Annotated in this window: 18 protein-coding genes; 6 read left to right on the forward strand and 12 right to left on the reverse strand. The window is 65.1% G+C overall.

The window, feature by feature from the left end:
* Positions 1–35: 35 nt before the first annotated feature.
* Positions 36–641, reverse strand: coding sequence for a 3-isopropylmalate dehydratase small subunit (gene leuD, locus JQ621_RS28950; protein ID WP_212239952.1), 606 nt, complete (start codon positions 639–641; stop codon positions 36–38).
* Between the two features lie 157 nt (positions 642–798).
* Positions 799–1197, reverse strand: a complete 399-nt coding sequence (locus tag JQ621_RS28955) for a metallopeptidase family protein (protein WP_212239953.1) — start codon at positions 1195–1197, stop codon at positions 799–801.
* Between the two features lie 157 nt (positions 1198–1354).
* On the opposite strand from JQ621_RS28955, the gene JQ621_RS28960 reads away from it, so the two are divergent.
* Positions 1355–1633: a hypothetical protein gene (locus JQ621_RS28960; protein ID WP_212240122.1), complete on the forward strand. Its 279-nt coding sequence runs from the start codon at positions 1355–1357 to the stop codon at positions 1631–1633.
* A 9-nt stretch (positions 1634–1642) separates the two neighbouring features.
* Here the strand turns inward: JQ621_RS28960 and JQ621_RS28965 are convergent, their stop codons facing one another.
* Entirely contained in the window at positions 1643–1852 is a 210-nt protein-coding gene (locus tag JQ621_RS28965; protein ID WP_249125645.1) for a hypothetical protein, read from the reverse strand.
* A gap of 185 nt (positions 1853–2037) precedes the next feature.
* Between JQ621_RS28965 and JQ621_RS28970 the strand changes: the two genes are divergently transcribed.
* Entirely contained in the window at positions 2038–2298 is a 261-nt protein-coding gene (locus JQ621_RS28970; RefSeq protein WP_212239955.1) for a hypothetical protein, read from the forward strand.
* Between the two features lie 137 nt (positions 2299–2435).
* On the forward strand, positions 2436–2990 hold the full coding sequence (locus JQ621_RS28975) for a hypothetical protein (protein WP_212239957.1): 555 nt from the start codon (positions 2436–2438) through the stop codon (positions 2988–2990).
* Positions 2991–3018: 28 nt separating this feature from the next.
* Here JQ621_RS28975 and JQ621_RS28980 read toward each other — a convergent pair whose 3' ends face one another.
* The 7 genes from JQ621_RS28980 to ffh all read right to left on the reverse strand — a co-directional run bounded on the left by JQ621_RS28980 (position 3019) and on the right by ffh (position 8959).
* Positions 3019–3222, reverse strand: a complete 204-nt coding sequence (locus tag JQ621_RS28980) for a hypothetical protein (protein WP_212239960.1) — start codon at positions 3220–3222, stop codon at positions 3019–3021.
* A 93-nt stretch (positions 3223–3315) separates the two neighbouring features.
* A complete protein-coding gene (gene leuC / locus JQ621_RS28985; protein WP_212239962.1) occupies positions 3316–4722 on the reverse strand; it encodes a 3-isopropylmalate dehydratase large subunit in 1407 nt (468 codons plus the stop codon).
* A 328-nt stretch (positions 4723–5050) separates the two neighbouring features.
* Positions 5051–5434 carry a 50S ribosomal protein L19 gene (rplS, locus tag JQ621_RS28990; RefSeq protein ID WP_028133304.1) on the reverse strand — a complete coding sequence of 128 codons (384 nt, stop codon included), beginning with the start codon at positions 5432–5434 and terminating at the stop codon, positions 5051–5053.
* 110 nt (positions 5435–5544) lie between these two features.
* On the reverse strand, positions 5545–6300 hold the full coding sequence (gene trmD / locus JQ621_RS28995) for a tRNA (guanosine(37)-N1)-methyltransferase TrmD (RefSeq protein ID WP_212239964.1): 756 nt from the start codon (positions 6298–6300) through the stop codon (positions 5545–5547).
* 126 nt (positions 6301–6426) lie between these two features.
* On the reverse strand, positions 6427–6984 hold the full coding sequence (rimM, locus tag JQ621_RS29000; protein ID WP_212239970.1) for a ribosome maturation factor RimM: 558 nt from the start codon (positions 6982–6984) through the stop codon (positions 6427–6429).
* Between the two features lie 9 nt (positions 6985–6993).
* A complete protein-coding gene (gene rpsP / locus JQ621_RS29005) occupies positions 6994–7326 on the reverse strand; it encodes a 30S ribosomal protein S16 (RefSeq protein WP_212239974.1) in 333 nt (110 codons plus the stop codon).
* An 85-nt stretch (positions 7327–7411) separates the two neighbouring features.
* The gene (gene ffh / locus JQ621_RS29010; RefSeq protein WP_212239977.1) at positions 7412–8959 is read right to left on the reverse strand and encodes a signal recognition particle protein; all 1548 of its coding nucleotides are present in this window, start codon (positions 8957–8959) and stop codon (positions 7412–7414) included.
* Between the two features lie 416 nt (positions 8960–9375).
* Between ffh and JQ621_RS29015 the strand changes: the two genes are divergently transcribed.
* Positions 9376–10380: an MBL fold metallo-hydrolase gene (locus JQ621_RS29015; RefSeq protein WP_249125646.1), complete on the forward strand. Its 1005-nt coding sequence runs from the start codon at positions 9376–9378 to the stop codon at positions 10378–10380.
* A 204-nt stretch (positions 10381–10584) separates the two neighbouring features.
* Here JQ621_RS29015 and JQ621_RS29020 read toward each other — a convergent pair whose 3' ends face one another.
* Together JQ621_RS29020 and JQ621_RS29025 are read right to left on the reverse strand one after the other, a co-directional pair.
* Entirely contained in the window at positions 10585–11289 is a 705-nt protein-coding gene (locus tag JQ621_RS29020; RefSeq protein WP_212240126.1) for an SIMPL domain-containing protein, read from the reverse strand.
* A 5-nt stretch (positions 11290–11294) separates the two neighbouring features.
* Positions 11295–12062 carry a GyrI-like domain-containing protein gene (locus JQ621_RS29025; RefSeq protein WP_212239983.1) on the reverse strand — a complete coding sequence of 256 codons (768 nt, stop codon included), beginning with the start codon at positions 12060–12062 and terminating at the stop codon, positions 11295–11297.
* Positions 12063–12281: 219 nt separating this feature from the next.
* Here JQ621_RS29025 and dapF point away from each other — a divergent pair, with 219 nt between their 5' ends.
* Complete coding sequence (gene dapF / locus JQ621_RS29030; RefSeq protein WP_212239985.1) at positions 12282–13157, forward strand: diaminopimelate epimerase; 876 nt, start codon at positions 12282–12284, stop codon at positions 13155–13157.
* Positions 13157–14410 carry a tRNA (N(6)-L-threonylcarbamoyladenosine(37)-C(2))-methylthiotransferase MtaB gene (mtaB, locus tag JQ621_RS29035; RefSeq protein WP_212239987.1) on the forward strand — a complete coding sequence of 418 codons (1254 nt, stop codon included), beginning with the start codon at positions 13157–13159 and terminating at the stop codon, positions 14408–14410. Before dapF ends, mtaB begins: the two co-directional genes overlap by 1 nt.
* The last annotated feature ends 30 nt before the right edge of the window (positions 14411–14440 follow it).

The raw sequence follows: 14440 nt of genomic DNA on the forward strand, positions 1-14440 counted from the left end.
GCCTGTGGCACCGGGGCTTTGAATAGGACTTGAGTTCAGGCCCAGGCGCGCTCGCGCTTGAGCTTCTCCTCATAGGTGTCGATCGAGGCCTTCTTCTCCATCGTGAGACCGATGTCGTCGAGTCCGTTCATCAGGCAGTGCTTGCGGAACGGGTCGATCTCGAACTTGACCTTGCCGCCGTCGGGACCGCGGATCTCCTGGTTCGGCAGGTCGATCGTCAGCGTCGCATTGGCGCCGCGCTCGGCGTCGTCGAACAGCTTGTCGAGGTCTTCCTGCGACACACGGATCGGCAGAATGCCGTTCTTGAAGCAGTTGTTGTAGAAGATGTCGCCGAACGAGGTCGAGATCACGCAGCGAATGCCGAAATCGAGCAGCGCCCAGGGCGCGTGCTCGCGGCTCGAGCCGCAGCCGAAATTGTCGCCGGCGACCAGCACCTTCGTGTTGCGATAGGCGGGCTGGTTGAGGACGAAATCCGGATTTTCGCTGCCGTCGTCCTTGTAGCGCTGCTCGGAGAAGAGCCCCTTGCCAAGGCCGGTGCGCTTGATGGTCTTGAGGTACTGCTTGGGAATGATCATATCGGTGTCGACATTGATGATCTTCAGCGGCGCCGCGACGCCTTCCAGCGTGGTGAACTTGTCCATTGTTGCGCTTCCCGAGGGGATGGTTAGGGACCGCGTATTTATCGCGATCGGGGCCTGAATCCTAGGCCGAATTCGGCAGGTCTCATCTGCTTGGCGGGTCTGGTGCGGCGTCGGCAGTCCACCTCTTTCCGCTGGGGAGAGGCGAACCGAGTCCGCGTCAGCCTTCCTGTGCCTCGATCGCTTCCATATCGTCGTCCGAGAGGCCGAAATGGTGGCCGATCTCGTGAATCAGGACGTGGCGGACGATATGGCCGAGGCTCTCGTCGTGCTCGGCCCAGTAGTCCAGGATCGGCCGGCGGTAGAGCCAGACCATGTTGGGCAGCCGCGCCACGTCCCCCAGGCTCTGCTGGGGCAGGCCGACGCCCTGGAACAGGCCGAGCAGGTCGAACTCGCTCTCGCATTGCATCTCGTCGAGGATCTCCTCGGTGGGGAAGTCGTCGACGCGGATGATCAGGCCTTCGCACAGGCTGCGAAATTCTGCCGGCAGGCGCTCGAAAATGTCGTGCGCCGTCACTTCCATCTCGGCCAGCGAGGGCGCTTTCAGATCCGTCCACATGGCCCCCCTCTTAGCGCGGGTTTCGCAGCGATGCATCCGGCTTTATAAGGGCTGCGAGGTTGACGGGCGCCGCCAAAACGGGGAGCGTGGGCCTCGATGGGGACGATTGAGGTGGGCCAGTAAAATGCGAGCAAAAACAGCGCTGACGCTACTGTGCATGGGGTTGTTTTCGCAAGCTGGCGGCGGCGCATATGCGCAGACGGCTGGCACGGCAGTTCGCGCGGCCCAGGCGACCACCCCTGACGCCCCGCCGCCGCGCAAGCGGCCCCAGACGCGCCTGCGCGTCACGCCCTACTACACCCCCGACGGCGTCTATCCGCGCTACAATCCGGGCCCGGATGCGGTCCGCGAATGCAACGCCACCTATGTTCAGGAATACCGGCCGAGCGGCACGGTGATCGTGCCGCATATGAGCTGCTACTGGCGTCGCGGCTGACGGACGGCCTCAGCGCCGGCGCAGCGCGCCGATCAGGCCGGCGCCGACCACGACTGCGGACACGCCATAGACCAGGATCGCCATCACGAGCTGCGTCAGCGGGCTTGCCGTGCCGCCCGCTGCGCCCGGCCCTTGCGAGGCCAGCGCTGAACCTGCGCCGAGCAGGACGCTCGCCGCGATCGCCAGGCACGATATCCGCAATCCCTGTAGCTGTGGCATGACCATCTCCTGCATGCACCGACCACAAGATACGCGGGTCGCTGACATCTGGTTTTGGCCGCGTCTGAAATGTAGCGCCGGTGTTCGCTTTCATCCATCAGAGATTGAGGCCCGGCGTTCCAGTTCGGGTGCTTTTGACTTGCAGGCGGCCGCGCGATCCTCTCATGATGCGTGTGGAGGTTGTCATGACGAGATGGATCGCATTGGCCGTTGCCGTCGGGCTTTCCGCAAGCCTGCCTCACGCTTCCGCCGCGCAGAAGCTGACGAAGCTGCCTGATGCCTCCGCGGGACGCGCGGTGTTCGATGGGCGACGGCATGTTCGATACGACAGCGCGCGCTATGTTCCGCGGCCGGATCCGCATTATTACGCGCGGCCGGTCTATTATCGCCCTTACCCCTATGGCGTGCCCGCGCCGTTCGTGATCGGCTACGGGCCGTTCTGGTGATGCGCGCGCAGCGTCGTTCATTCATGGCGCGTTCACGTCATCGTCTCTAGTTTAATCTCGGGAGCGACTGCAAATGAACAGCGACGGCGCGAGGCGCTGCGCCGCGATGCTGCTGTCCGCATTCAGGGAGACACTCCATGCTGAGGATATTGCGTCCCGGGACGAGCTCGCTGCGCTTGCTCGGGCTTGCCGCATTTGCCGTTCTGATGCTGTCATCAGGGACAGCGCGCCGCGCTGAAGCGATGACGCCGATCAACCCGACGGCGCTGCCCGCGGCGCAGGCTGCAAGCGATGACACGATGATCCAGGTCCGCCATGGCGGCGGCGGTGGTGGCGGCTTCCACGGCGGCGGAGGCTTCCATGGTGGTGGCGGCTTCCATGGTGGCGGAGGTCACTTTGGTGGCTTCCACGGCGGTGGCTTCCATGCCGCGCCGGCGTTCCATGGCGGCGGCTATCGTTATGGCGGCGTCCGCTACGGCGGATATGGCGGCTACCATCGTCATTGGGGTGGCGGCTACTATCGCCCGTATTACGGCTATCGCCACGTCCACCGGCGCTATTATTACGGCGGATACTATCCCTACTATTCCTACTACCACTATCCGCGCCGCTGCCGGATCATCTGGACCTACTACGGTCCGCGCCGCATCTGCCGCTGGCACCGCTGGCACTACCCGTACCGCTATTGGTGATGTTAGCCTTTGCTGGCATGACGGAGAACTAGTCCTTCAGCCTCCATGATGCCGATTTCCACGGCATCAAATTTTCGATCTTCCATTGCCGAAACATGGCCGGCGGCCAGCGGCTCAGCTTCGAGGTCTCCTCGACCTCGGGTCTGGCGACGATCCGAAGCGGCGTTGCGCGGCGCCGGTGCTGACGCGTGGCGTCGCTGATCAGATCGACATATTCAGGCTTGTTGGCCATGAGGCGTGTCCTCGCGAACCGTCGCGAGGACACAATGTGCGTGACGCCGATTAACGGCGGTTTGCCCCAATCGCTACAATTGCAGGGAGCGGCTCAGCGCCAGTCCCTGATATCGACGAAGTGACCGGCGATTGCGGCTGCTGCAGCCATCGCCGGCGACACCAGATGCGTGCGGCCCTTGAAGCCCTGGCGGCCCTCGAAATTGCGGTTCGAGGTCGAGGCGCAGCGCTCTTCCGGAGCCAGCTTGTCCGGGTTCATCGCGAGGCACATCGAGCAACCCGGCTCGCGCCATTCGAAGCCGGCCTTGATGAAGATCTTGTCCAGACCCTCGGCCTCGGCCTGCTCCTTCACGATGCCGGAGCCCGGCACGACCATGGCGTTGACGCTGCCTGCGACCTGCCTGCCTTCCGCGATCTTGGCGGCGGCGCGCAGATCCTCGATGCGGCCGTTGGTGCAGGAGCCGATGAAGACGCGGTCGAGCTTGATGTCGGTGATCTTCGTTCCTGCCGTCAGGCCCATGTACTTCAAGGCGCGATGCTTGGAGAGACGCTTGGCCTCATCGGCGATCTTATCAGGATCGGGCACGATGCCCGTCACCGAGATCACGTCTTCAGGGCTGGTGCCCCAGGTCACGATCGGCGGCAGCTTGGCGGCATCGAGGCGCAGTTCGTGGTCGAAATGTGCGCCTTCGTCGGAGCGCAGTTTCTCCCAGTAGCGCATCGCCGCATCCCAGTCCGCGCCCTTCGGCGACTTCGGACGGCCGCGCAGGAAGTCGAACGCCTTCTGGTCGGGCGCGACGAGGCCCGCTCGCGCGCCGCCTTCGATCGACATGTTGCAGACCGTCATGCGGCCTTCCATCGAGAGCGAACGGATCGCCTCGCCGGCGTATTCCAGCACGTAGCCGGTACCGCCTGCGGTGCCGATCTCGCCGATGATGGCCAAAATAATATCCTTGCCCGTCACGCCGTCCGGCAGCTTGCCGTCGACGGTGACGCGCATGTTCTTCGCCTTCTTCTGGATCAGCGTCTGCGTCGCCAGAACGTGCTCGACTTCGGAGGTGCCGATGCCGTGCGCGAGCGCACCGAACGCGCCATGCGTCGAGGTGTGGCTGTCACCGCAGACGATGGTGGTGCCCGGCAGCGTGAAACCCTGCTCGGGGCCGATCACGTGGACGATGCCCTGGCGCTTATCGAACTCGTTGTAATATTCGATGCCGAATTCCCTGGCGTTCTCGGCCAGCGCCTTGATCTGCTCGATGCTTTCAGGATCCGGATTCGGCTTGGTGCGATCGGTGGTCGGCACGTTGTGGTCGACGACCGCGAGCGTCTTCTCGGGCGCGTGGACCTTGCGCCCCGTCGCACGCAGACCTTCGAACGCCTGAGGTGAGGTCACCTCGTGCACCAGATGGCGGTCGATATAGAGCAGGCAGGTGCCGTCCTCGGCTTCGTGCACCAGATGGTCGTTCCAGATCTTGTCGTACAGGGTGGTCGGCTTGGACATGAGCTTAAGCTCCGAACAATGTTGGTAACGGAAATGCGCGGTCACGCGCGGGCCACAGAGAAGTGTTCAGCGCAGCCTTCAGGCTGCGGGACTAAGCTCTGACGTTGCCGAGGTCGCGAAGCGTCCGAAGAACCGGCCAGGCAGCCGCGAACGATCGTCGATGACGATGCGCTGGGGCGACACGAGGCTGGTCAGATCTGGAAACATTCCAGGAGTATATAGCAGGGAGATTTGGAAGCGCGAGGGCTTTGACGCGCACGGCTGAGGCAACAAAAAAGCGCGGGGCGTTTGGCCCCGCGCTTTTCGAAACTCGACTGTCTGCGACAGCTTACTCGTTGACGGCGGCCTTGGCGTGCTCAGTCTTCTCGACGATGCGGGCCGACTTGCCGCGAAGGTTGCGGAGGTAATAGAGCTTGGCGCGACGCACCTTGCCGCGACGCACCACCTTGATCGAGTCGATCATCGGCGACATCACCGGGAACACGCGCTCGACGCCCTCGCCGTAGGAGATCTTGCGGACGGTAAAGCTCTCGTTGAGGCCACCGCCGGAACGGCCGATGCAAACGCCTTCATAGGCCTGCACGCGGGTGCGGTCGCCTTCGACGACCTTCACGTTGACGATCACGGTGTCGCCGGGACCGAATTCCGGAATGTCCTTGCCGGCGGACAGCTTGTCGAATTGCTCTTGCTCGAGCTGCTTGATCAGGTTCATGGGTAAATCTCCATCGGCGCGCCCAGCCTTGCGAAACGGGGGCTGCGCGAAATTCGTCTATCCAGCCATTGCGGATGTGGCCGCTCCTATAAGGCAAGCCGGAGCGTTTGTCACCCGTCTGTCTTGTTTTTTGGCGTTTTTTGGCGTCCCGGCCGATTCGGCGGTTTGGGCGGGATTTTGGCCCATAAGTCAGGTCGCCGGGCCTCCGTCAGGGCCTCGGATTGCGCCCGCCGCCAGGCCGCGACCTTGGCGTGGTCGCCGGAGGTCAGGACCTCGGGGATCGGAACCCCCTCGAACAGCTGCGGGCGGGTGTATTGGGGGTATTCGAGCAGGCCGTCGGAAAAGCTTTCCTCGGCTCCCGAGGCTTCCTTGCCCATCACGCCCGGCAGCAGCCGGACGCAGGCGTCGATCAGGGCCATAGCGGCGATTTCGCCCCCCGAGAGCACGTAGTCGCCGATCGAGACCTCCTCCAGGCCGCGTCCATCAATCACCCGTTGGTCGATCCCCTCGAACCGCCCGCAGACGATCAGGGGGCCGGGGCCCAGAGCCAGCTCTCTGACGCGGGCCTGGGTCAATGGCCGACCGCGCGGGCTCATCAGCAGGCGGGGTCGGTCGGGGCCGATCTCCGCGGCATCGATGGCCGCCGCCAGAACGTCGGCCCGCAGCACCATGCCCGGGCCGCCGCCGGCAGGGGTGTCGTCGACGCTGCGGTGACGGTCGGTCGCGGAGGCCCTGATGTCCCGCGCCTCGATCTCCCAGAGCCCTGTGGCCAGCGCCCGGCCGGCGAGGCTCAGGCCGAGCGGCCCCGGAAACATCTCCGGAAACAGCGTCAGCACCGTCGCGCGCCAGGGGGAGGGATTGGTCATTCGATTTCAGTTCTCGTCGTCCCGGACAAGCGCGCCACAAGCGCGCGCAGATCCGGGATCCATAACCACCGCAGCCAGTTTTGCGATGGCTGGAGCTACCAGCTTACCCAAAACCACGGCCTGTGGTTATGGGTCCCCGCCTTCGCGGGGACGACTCGCGGAGGGAGCTTCGCCACGATCCTCCCCCTCGATCTCCCGCGGCAGCGCGATCACGACGCGGCCGCCGGCGATGTCGACCTCGGGCACGACCGCGTTGGTGAACGGCAGCAGCATCGTCGCGCCCTTGAGCGGTGCGATCTCGATGATGTCGCCGGCGCCGAAATTATGGATCGCGAGCACGCGGCCGAGCGCATCGCCATCGGTGTTGACGGCGGCGAGCCCGATCAGATCGGCGTGGTAATATTCGTCCTCGTCGGTCGCGGGCAGCTTTTCGCGCGCGACGTAGAGTTCGATGCCGTTGAGGCGCTCGGCCTCATCGCGGGTCGCGACGCCCTTGAACGTCGCGACCAGATGGTCCTTGGCTTCGCGGACCTGCGCCAGTTCGAACTGGCGCTTGCCGTCCTTGGCAAGCAGCGGACCGTAGCGCTTCACGGCAAAGGGATCTTCGGTGAAGGTCCACAATTTGACCGCACCGCGCACGCCATGCGCGGCGCCGATCCGCGCGACGCAGATCAGCGCCGACATAATCTAGCCTTAGCCCTTCGCGGCGGCTTCGGCCTGCGCCTTGCGCTCCTTGCGCGGCACGGCCTTCTCGGGGTTGTTGCGCTGCTCGCGCTTCTTGACGCCGGCGGCATCGAGGAAGCGGGACACGCGGTCCGACGGCTGCGCGCCCTTGGCGAGCCAGGCCTTCACCTTGTCCATGTCGAGCTTCAGGCGGGTCTCGTTGTCCTTCGGCAGCAGCGGATTGAAATGGCCGAGACGCTCGATGAAGCGGCCATCGCGGGGAAAGCGCGAATCGGCGACGACGACGTGATAGACGGGACGCTTCTTGGTGCCTGCGCGGGCGAGGCGGATAACGACGGACATTTAGTTCTCCTTCAAAGCACGTTTTGTTCGGTTGATTGGTATTCCGCGTTGCGCGGGACCGATGCGATCCCGTGCGACGAATTCCTCATTTCTTCTTGCCCGGGAAACCGCCGAGGCCCGGCAGCGTCGGCTTGCCGCTCAGTCCGGTCAGTCCCGGAAGGTTCGGCAGGCCGGTGCGAAGACCGGCCGGCAAATCCTTCGGCAGGCTCGGCAGACCCTGTCCGCCGCCGCTCTGCATCTTCTCCTGCATTGCCTTCATGTCTTCCGGTGACGGCATCTTCATGCCACCGCCAAAGCCCATCGCCTGCGCGATGCCGGCGAGCGGGCCGCGCTTGCCCGAGCCCATGGCCTTCATCACGTCCGCCATGTTCCGGTGCATCTTCAGCAGCTTGTTGACGTGCTCGACGCTCTGGCCGCTGCCTGCCGCAATGCGCTTCTTGCGGCTGGCCTTGAGCAGATCGGGATGACGGCGCTCGTCGCGCGTCATGGAATCGATGATGGCGACCTGGCGCTTCAAAATCTTGTCGTCGATGCCGGCGGCCGCGATCTGGTTCTTCATCTTGGAGATGCCGGGCATCATGCCCATCAGGCCGCTGATGCCGCCCATATTCGCCATCTGCAGCAGCTGCTCGCGCATGTCGTTGAGGTCGAACTGACCCTTGCGCATGCGCTCGGCGGTACGCGCGGCCTTCTCGGCGTCGATATTGGCGGCGGCGCGTTCGACCAGCGAGACGACGTCGCCCATGCCGAGGATGCGGCCGGCGATACGGTCAGGATGGAAGTCTTCGAGCGCATCGGTCTTTTCGCCGGTACCGATCAGCTTGATCGGCTTGCCGGTGACCGCGCGCATCGACAGCGCGGCGCCGCCGCGGCCATCGCCGTCGACGCGTGTCAGCACGATGCCGGTGAGGCCGACACGCTGATCGAACGCGCGCGCCAGATTCACGGCGTCCTGGCCGGTGAGGCTATCCGCAACCAGCAGCACTTCATGCGGATTCGCGGCGGCTTTGATTGCGGCTGCTTCCGCCATCATGTCTTCGTCGAGCGTGGTGCGGCCGGCGGTGTCGAGCAGCACGACATCGTAGCCGCCGAGCTTGCCGGCCTCGAGCGCGCGCTTGGCAATCTGCGGTGGCTGCTGTCCTGCGACGATGGGCAGCGTCGGAATGTCGAGATCGCGGCCGAGCACGGCCAGCTGCTCCATCGCCGCCGGCCGGTAGACGTCGAGCGAGGCCATCAGCACCTTGCGCTTGTCGCGCTGGACCAGACGGCGGGCGAGCTTGGCGGTGGTGGTGGTCTTGCCCGAGCCCTGCAGACCGACCATCATGATCGGCACCGGCGGCACGGAGTTGACGTCGATGGTCTGGCTTTCGGCGCCGAGCGTGTTGATCAGCTCGTCATGGACGATCTTGACCACCATCTGGCCTGGCGTCACCGACTTGACGACGGTGGCGCCGATCGCCTGCTCGCGGACCCGTTCGGTGAAGCTGCGGACGACCTCGAGCGCGACGTCGGCCTCGAGCAGCGCGCGGCGCACCTCGCGCATCGCGGCGTCGACGTCCTTTTCGGTCAGCGCCCCGCGCCCCGTCAGGCGATCGAGAATGCCACCAAGCCGTTCCGACAGATTGTCGAACAATGCACTTGTCCTGTTGCTGTCCCCTGGTAAGGGGCGCGCCGTTATTCTCCGCTGTCATGCCCCGGCTCGACCGGGGCATCCAGTACGCCGCGGCGCCTCGATTCTAGCCGAGCCGACTCGGAGTACTGGATCCCCGCCTTCGCGGGGGATGACCACTTCCGTGGGTAAGCGATCGTCCAAACACCTTTGCGCCCGAGGGCGCACAGCGCTGTCGGGCGTTGGCCTCTGGCCTCCAGGGCCAGTGGGCGGGTCGAAAAGAAAGCCTTTCCGAGAAAGTGGCGGGGTTAAACGCTGCCGATGCCCAAAAGTCAAGGAAAGTTAGGGGGTCGAAGCTCATTTGGACGGGCAACGCGTTGAAAATGCAGCCCTTCCGGCTCCGGGTTCCTTTTTCTCCGGCTCCGCCCATATAGCCGGTGATGTCTTACCTCCGGATCCTCCGCATGAAAACCTATGACGGCCCCGTCTCCGACCATTTCAACGGCCTCAATTTCTTCGATCCGGACGGCTCGCCGCCAAAATCGCTCCGTGAGGTCCTGCGCTGGCAATTCGGCCGCGGACGGGAGCGCGCGACATGGCCGGATTGGGCCCCGAGCCCTCACGCCGACACCCCGCCGGAGCGTGTCGAAGGCGGCAAGGTGCGGCTCTCCTTCGTCGGGCACGCCAGCTGGCTGATCCAGACCGGCGGGCTCAACATCCTCGTCGATCCCGTCTGGTCGATGCGTGTCTCTCCCGTCAGCTTCGCCGGGCCGAAGCGCCGCAACGATCCCGGCATCGCCTTCGAGAAGTTGCCGAAGATCGACGTCGTGCTGGTCTCGCATGGTCACTACGATCATCTCGACATGGCGACGCTGTCGCGGCTCGCCAAGAATTTTGCCCCGCGCGTGGTCACCCCGCTCGGCAATGACGTGACGATGCGAAGCTATGATTCGACGATCAAGGCGAAGGCGTTCGACTGGCACGAGCGCGTCCAGCTCGGTAACGGCGTCGCCGCGACGCTGGTGCCGACACGGCACTGGACGGCGCGTGGCCTGTTCGATCGCAACAAGGCGCTGTGGGCGAGCTTCGTGCTGGAGACGCCGGTCGGCAAAATCTACGTCGTCTGCGATTCCGGTTACGGCGATGGCAGTCATTTCCGCCGCGTTGCCGAGCAGCATGGGTCGCTGCGCCTGGCGATCCTCCCCATCGGCGCCTACGAGCCGCGCTGGTTCATGCGCGATCAGCACATGAACCCGGAAGATGCGGTCAAGGCGCTATTGGACTGCGGCGCAGAGCAAGCGCTCGGGCATCATCACGGCACGTTCCAGCTGACGGACGAGGCGATTGATGCGCCGGCGAAGGCGCTGCTGGAAGCGCTCGATGCCGCAAGGATTCCGCAGGAGCGGTTCGTCGCGATGAAGCCGGGGCAGGTGGTGGAGATTTAACTCCGGCGTCTCCACACACTCAGCACGTCGTCCCGGACAAGCGCGCCCCAAGCGCGCGCAGATCAGGGACCCATACGCCGCAGCCGAAATTTGGCGAAGATAGGCAATGATCATCTTGCGCGGCATCGACGGCTGCGGCGTATGGGTCCGGGCCTTCGCCGGGACGACACTGTTGTTGTAGCGGCCGCGTGCCTCTTCCGGCGCTTACTGCGCCGGCTTGATCGCCCAGCTCACATTCACCGTCACCGAAAGCGTCTCCTCGCCCGGCGCCACCGCTGCGGGTGCGGCGGCCATCGGTGCTACGGCCATGCGGCTCTTGAACAGCGGCATCGGAGCGCCGCCCTCGGCGACGCTGAGCGGCGCGCCCAGCGTGACGCCGGCGGCCTTGGCGTAGATCTCGGCCTTGCGGCGGGCATCGGCGACCGCCTGCTCGCGCGCGTCATCGAGCAGCTTCGAGGCTTGCGTGACCTCGAACGAGATGTTGCCGACATCGTTCGCACCGGCGCCGACCAGCGTGTCGATGATGCCGGCGACCTTGGTCACGTCGCGGATCTTCACGGTGACGCGATTGGAGGCGCGGAAGCCCACCACAGGCGAGGCGCCGGTCGTGCGGTTCGGCGCATATTGCGGCTGCAGCGACAGGCGCGAGGTCTGATAATCCTTCTCCGGGATGCCGGCGCCCTTCAGCGCCAGCAGCACCTTGCCCATCGCGGCGTTGTTAGCATCGGAGGCTTCCTTCGCCGATTTGGCGTCGCTGGCGACACCGGCATCGATCTGCGCGAGATCCGGGGCGGCGGAGACTGTTGCCTCGCCGCTCACCGAGATGGCGGACGGAATTTCGTCGGCGATTGCGGGCGCGGCCAGCAGTGTGGCGGCGAGGATTGCGGCGAGGGCAGCAGGCGTTTTCATCATTCTCACTTCAGCGGCACGAACACGTTGATTACGAGCTTGTCCTCGGCCGTCTTGAGGGGATCGGTGAGGTACTCTTCGATGAAGGTGTCCTTGGCTTCCAGCTTCTTGTCGTCGAGGTGATTGGTGATCGCCTCGTAGGTGTTGTCCATGTTGTCATAGGAGCCGCGATGGACGAATTTGAGCGCCTTGCCCTCGGGCGATTTGCCGATGCTCATGTCCTTGGTCAGGTTCTTCGGGTCCTGCTCGACCGGGATCTCGGCGAGGAAGGTGAATCCGGTGTCATCCGTCGAGGTGTAGACGATCATCGCATTGCCGGCATGCTTGATGCCCTGCTTGTCGAGCAGCGTGTTCAGCGCCTTGAAGGCGTCGACCAGGGTGTCGAAGGCGGAGTCCCAATTGGCGGTGCCCTTGACCATCACGACCTTCTTGGCCTCGAGCGTGGTCTCCAGGCCAAAGGGGTCGGCGGTCTGCACCGGAGCCGGCGTGGCGGCCGCGGCGGGCGGCGGTGCGGCCGGACTGGGTGACGCGCTGGCTGCGGGCGAGGGCGATGCTGCAGGAGCAGGCGAGGCGCTGGCCGCCGGCGATGGCGTTGCCGCGGGCGCGGGCGAAGCGCTCGCGGCGGGGGACGGGGACGCCGACGGGGCCGGCGAGGGGCTTGCCGAGGCGGCGGGCGCGGGGCTCGGGGTCTGAGCCAAAGCGCCTGACAACCCCAGCGACAGGGCCGCTGCCGGGATCAGCGCGGCCAGAGCAAGACGACGAAACCCAATCATTTTGTTCTCCCCAAGAAACTTCCGGATCAAGGCCTTGGCGCCCAGGCCCACATCCGGCCGCGCATCCCGGATCGCGCGAACTGCGCCGTTCTAACACGCGAGCGCCAAATTCGTCCCATGACAGATGCGTCATGGCGGACGTGCAGGCGCCCGGGCGGCAAATCACTGGCCAAGCCGGCCAGGATCGCCATATAAGGCAGGCGAAATTCGGGAATTTTCATGAGCGCGCTCGCCAATCACGCATTTGCCAAGATGAACGGCATCGGCAACGAGATCGTCGTTATCGACATGCGCGATTCCACGGGCAAGGTCACGCCGGACGACGCCCGCGCGGTGGCCTCCGCGGATGGCGGTGTGCCCTATGACCAGCTGATGGTGCTTCAGAAGCCCCGGCTCGACGGCACCGAAGCCTTCATCAGCATCTACAACAGCGACGGCTCCGAAGCCGGTGCGTGCGGCAACGGCATGCGCTGCGTGGTTCGCCGCATCTTCGAGAAGAGCGGGCAGACCACGGCCACCTTCCAGACGGCAGCCGGCCTGCTCAATGCCTGGCAGGGCCCTGCGCCGGATCTCTACACGGTCGACATGGGCGCACCGAAGTTCGGCTGGCGGGACATTCCCCTGGCGGAGGAGTTTCGCGACACCCGTTACATCGAATTGCAGATCGGGCCGATCGACAATCCGATCCTGCATTCGCCCTCCGTGGTCAGCATGGGCAATCCGCACGCGATCTTCTGGGTCGACGACGTCGATGCCTATGATCTCGGTCGCGTCGGGCCGCTGCTGGAAAATCATCCGATCTTCCCCGAGCGCGCCAACATCACGCTCGCGCATATCGTCGACCGCGAGCATATCACGATGCGCACCTGGGAACGCGGCGCCGGGCTCACCCGTGCGTGCGGCTCGGCGGCCTGCGCGACCGCCGTTGCGGCTGCGCGGCTGAAGCGCACCGAGCGCAAGGTGGAGATGACGCTGCCCGGCGGCAAGCTCGTCATCGAATGGCGCGAGCGCGACGACCACGTGTTGATGACGGGCACCGCGACCTTCGAATATGAAGGCCATTTCGATCCGGCGCTGTTCGCGCCGGCCGGCTGATGGCCGTCGAAATCGTCACCTTCGGCTGCCGCCTCAACGCCTTCGAGGCCGAGGTGATCCGCCGCGAGGCGGAAGGGGCGGGGCTTTCCGACACCATCGTCATCAATAGCTGCGCCGTCACCAACGAAGCGGTGGCGCAGGCGCGGCAGTCGATCCGCAAATTGAAGCGTGAACGGCCCGGCGCGCGCATCGTCGTCACAGGTTGCGCGGCGCAGACGCAGAGCGGCATGTTCGCCGACATGGCCGAGGTCGATCGCGTCGTCGGCAATGACGACAAGATGCGCGGTGATGCCTGGCGCGCGGCCCGCGCCGCCTTCGATCTCGGCGCCGGCGAGAAGATCGCCGTCAGCGACATCATGGCCGTGAAGGAGATGGCCCCGCATCTCGTCGACGGCTATGCCAGCGGCCTGCCGCGCGTGTTCGTTCAGGTGCAGAACGGCTGCGATCATCGTTGCACCTTCTGCATCATTCCCTATGGCCGCGGCAATTCGCGCTCGGTGCCGATGGGCGCGGTGGTCGATCAGGTGCGGGCGCTGGTGGAGCGCGGCCATGCCGAGATCGTGCTGACCGGCGTCGACCTCACCAGCTACGGCACCGATCTGCCGGGCGCGCCGAAGCTCGGCATGCTGACCAGGCAGATTTTGCGGCACGTGCCGGAGTTGAAGCGGCTGCGCATCTCCTCGATCGATTCGATCGAGGCAGACGCTGATCTGCTCGATGCAATCGCCGACGATATCAGGCTGATGCCGCATCTGCATCTGTCGCTGCAGTCGGGTGACGACATGATCCTGAAGCGCATGAAGCGGCGGCATTCGCGGAAGGATGCGATTGCATTCTGCGATCAGGTGCGGCGGCTGCGGCCTGATATCGTGTTCGGCGCCGATATCATCGCGGGTTTTCCGACCGAGACCGACGAGATGTTTGCGCGCTCGCTCGATCTCGTCGAGGCGTGCGGGCTCACCTTCCTCCACGTCTTCCCCTATTCGCCGCGTCCCGGCACGCCGGCCGCGAAGATGCCGCAGGTCGCGGGCGGTACGATCAAGGAACGCGCGAAGCGGCTGCGTGCGGCTGGCGAGGCGGCGCTGCGACGTCGCCTCCAAGCCGAGATCGGTGCGACGCGTGAGGTGCTGATCGAGAGCGATGCTCAGGGGCGTACGGAGCACTATCTGCCGGTGGCGATTGCGGGCGAGCGGGTCGGCAGCATCGTGCCGCTTAAGATTGCCGGCAGCGATGGTGCGCGGCTGACGGTCTAGTTGTTAAGGCGCTCTGCTTACCCCATCGTC

This window comes from Bradyrhizobium manausense (genome assembly GCF_018129685.1).
Taxonomy (GTDB): Bacteria; Pseudomonadota; Alphaproteobacteria; order Rhizobiales; family Xanthobacteraceae; genus Bradyrhizobium; species Bradyrhizobium manausense_D.

Coding starts and splice junctions, on each gene's coding strand:
- leuD (WP_212239952.1), bottom strand. CDS start 641: ATGGACAAGTTCACCACGCTGGAAGGCGTCGCGGCGCCGCTGAAGATC.
- JQ621_RS28955 (WP_212239953.1), bottom strand. CDS start 1,197: ATGTGGACGGATCTGAAAGCGCCCTCGCTGGCCGAGATGGAAGTGACG.
- JQ621_RS28960 (WP_212240122.1), top strand. CDS start 1,355: ATGGGGTTGTTTTCGCAAGCTGGCGGCGGCGCATATGCGCAGACGGCT.
- JQ621_RS28965 (WP_249125645.1), bottom strand. CDS start 1,852: ATGCCACAGCTACAGGGATTGCGGATATCGTGCCTGGCGATCGCGGCG.
- JQ621_RS28970 (WP_212239955.1), top strand. CDS start 2,038: ATGACGAGATGGATCGCATTGGCCGTTGCCGTCGGGCTTTCCGCAAGC.
- JQ621_RS28975 (WP_212239957.1), top strand. CDS start 2,436: ATGCTGAGGATATTGCGTCCCGGGACGAGCTCGCTGCGCTTGCTCGGG.
- JQ621_RS28980 (WP_212239960.1), bottom strand. CDS start 3,222: ATGGCCAACAAGCCTGAATATGTCGATCTGATCAGCGACGCCACGCGT.
- leuC (WP_212239962.1), bottom strand. CDS start 4,722: ATGTCCAAGCCGACCACCCTGTACGACAAGATCTGGAACGACCATCTG.
- rplS (WP_028133304.1), bottom strand. CDS start 5,434: ATGAACCTGATCAAGCAGCTCGAGCAAGAGCAATTCGACAAGCTGTCC.
- trmD (WP_212239964.1), bottom strand. CDS start 6,300: ATGACCAATCCCTCCCCCTGGCGCGCGACGGTGCTGACGCTGTTTCCG.
- rimM (WP_212239970.1), bottom strand. CDS start 6,984: ATGTCGGCGCTGATCTGCGTCGCGCGGATCGGCGCCGCGCATGGCGTG.
- rpsP (WP_212239974.1), bottom strand. CDS start 7,326: ATGTCCGTCGTTATCCGCCTCGCCCGCGCAGGCACCAAGAAGCGTCCC.
- JQ621_RS29015 (WP_249125646.1), top strand. CDS start 9,376: ATGTCTTACCTCCGGATCCTCCGCATGAAAACCTATGACGGCCCCGTC.
- JQ621_RS29020 (WP_212240126.1), bottom strand. CDS start 11,289: ATGAAAACGCCTGCTGCCCTCGCCGCAATCCTCGCCGCCACACTGCTG.
- JQ621_RS29025 (WP_212239983.1), bottom strand. CDS start 12,062: ATGATTGGGTTTCGTCGTCTTGCTCTGGCCGCGCTGATCCCGGCAGCG.
- dapF (WP_212239985.1), top strand. CDS start 12,282: ATGAGCGCGCTCGCCAATCACGCATTTGCCAAGATGAACGGCATCGGC.
- mtaB (WP_212239987.1), top strand. CDS start 13,157: ATGGCCGTCGAAATCGTCACCTTCGGCTGCCGCCTCAACGCCTTCGAG.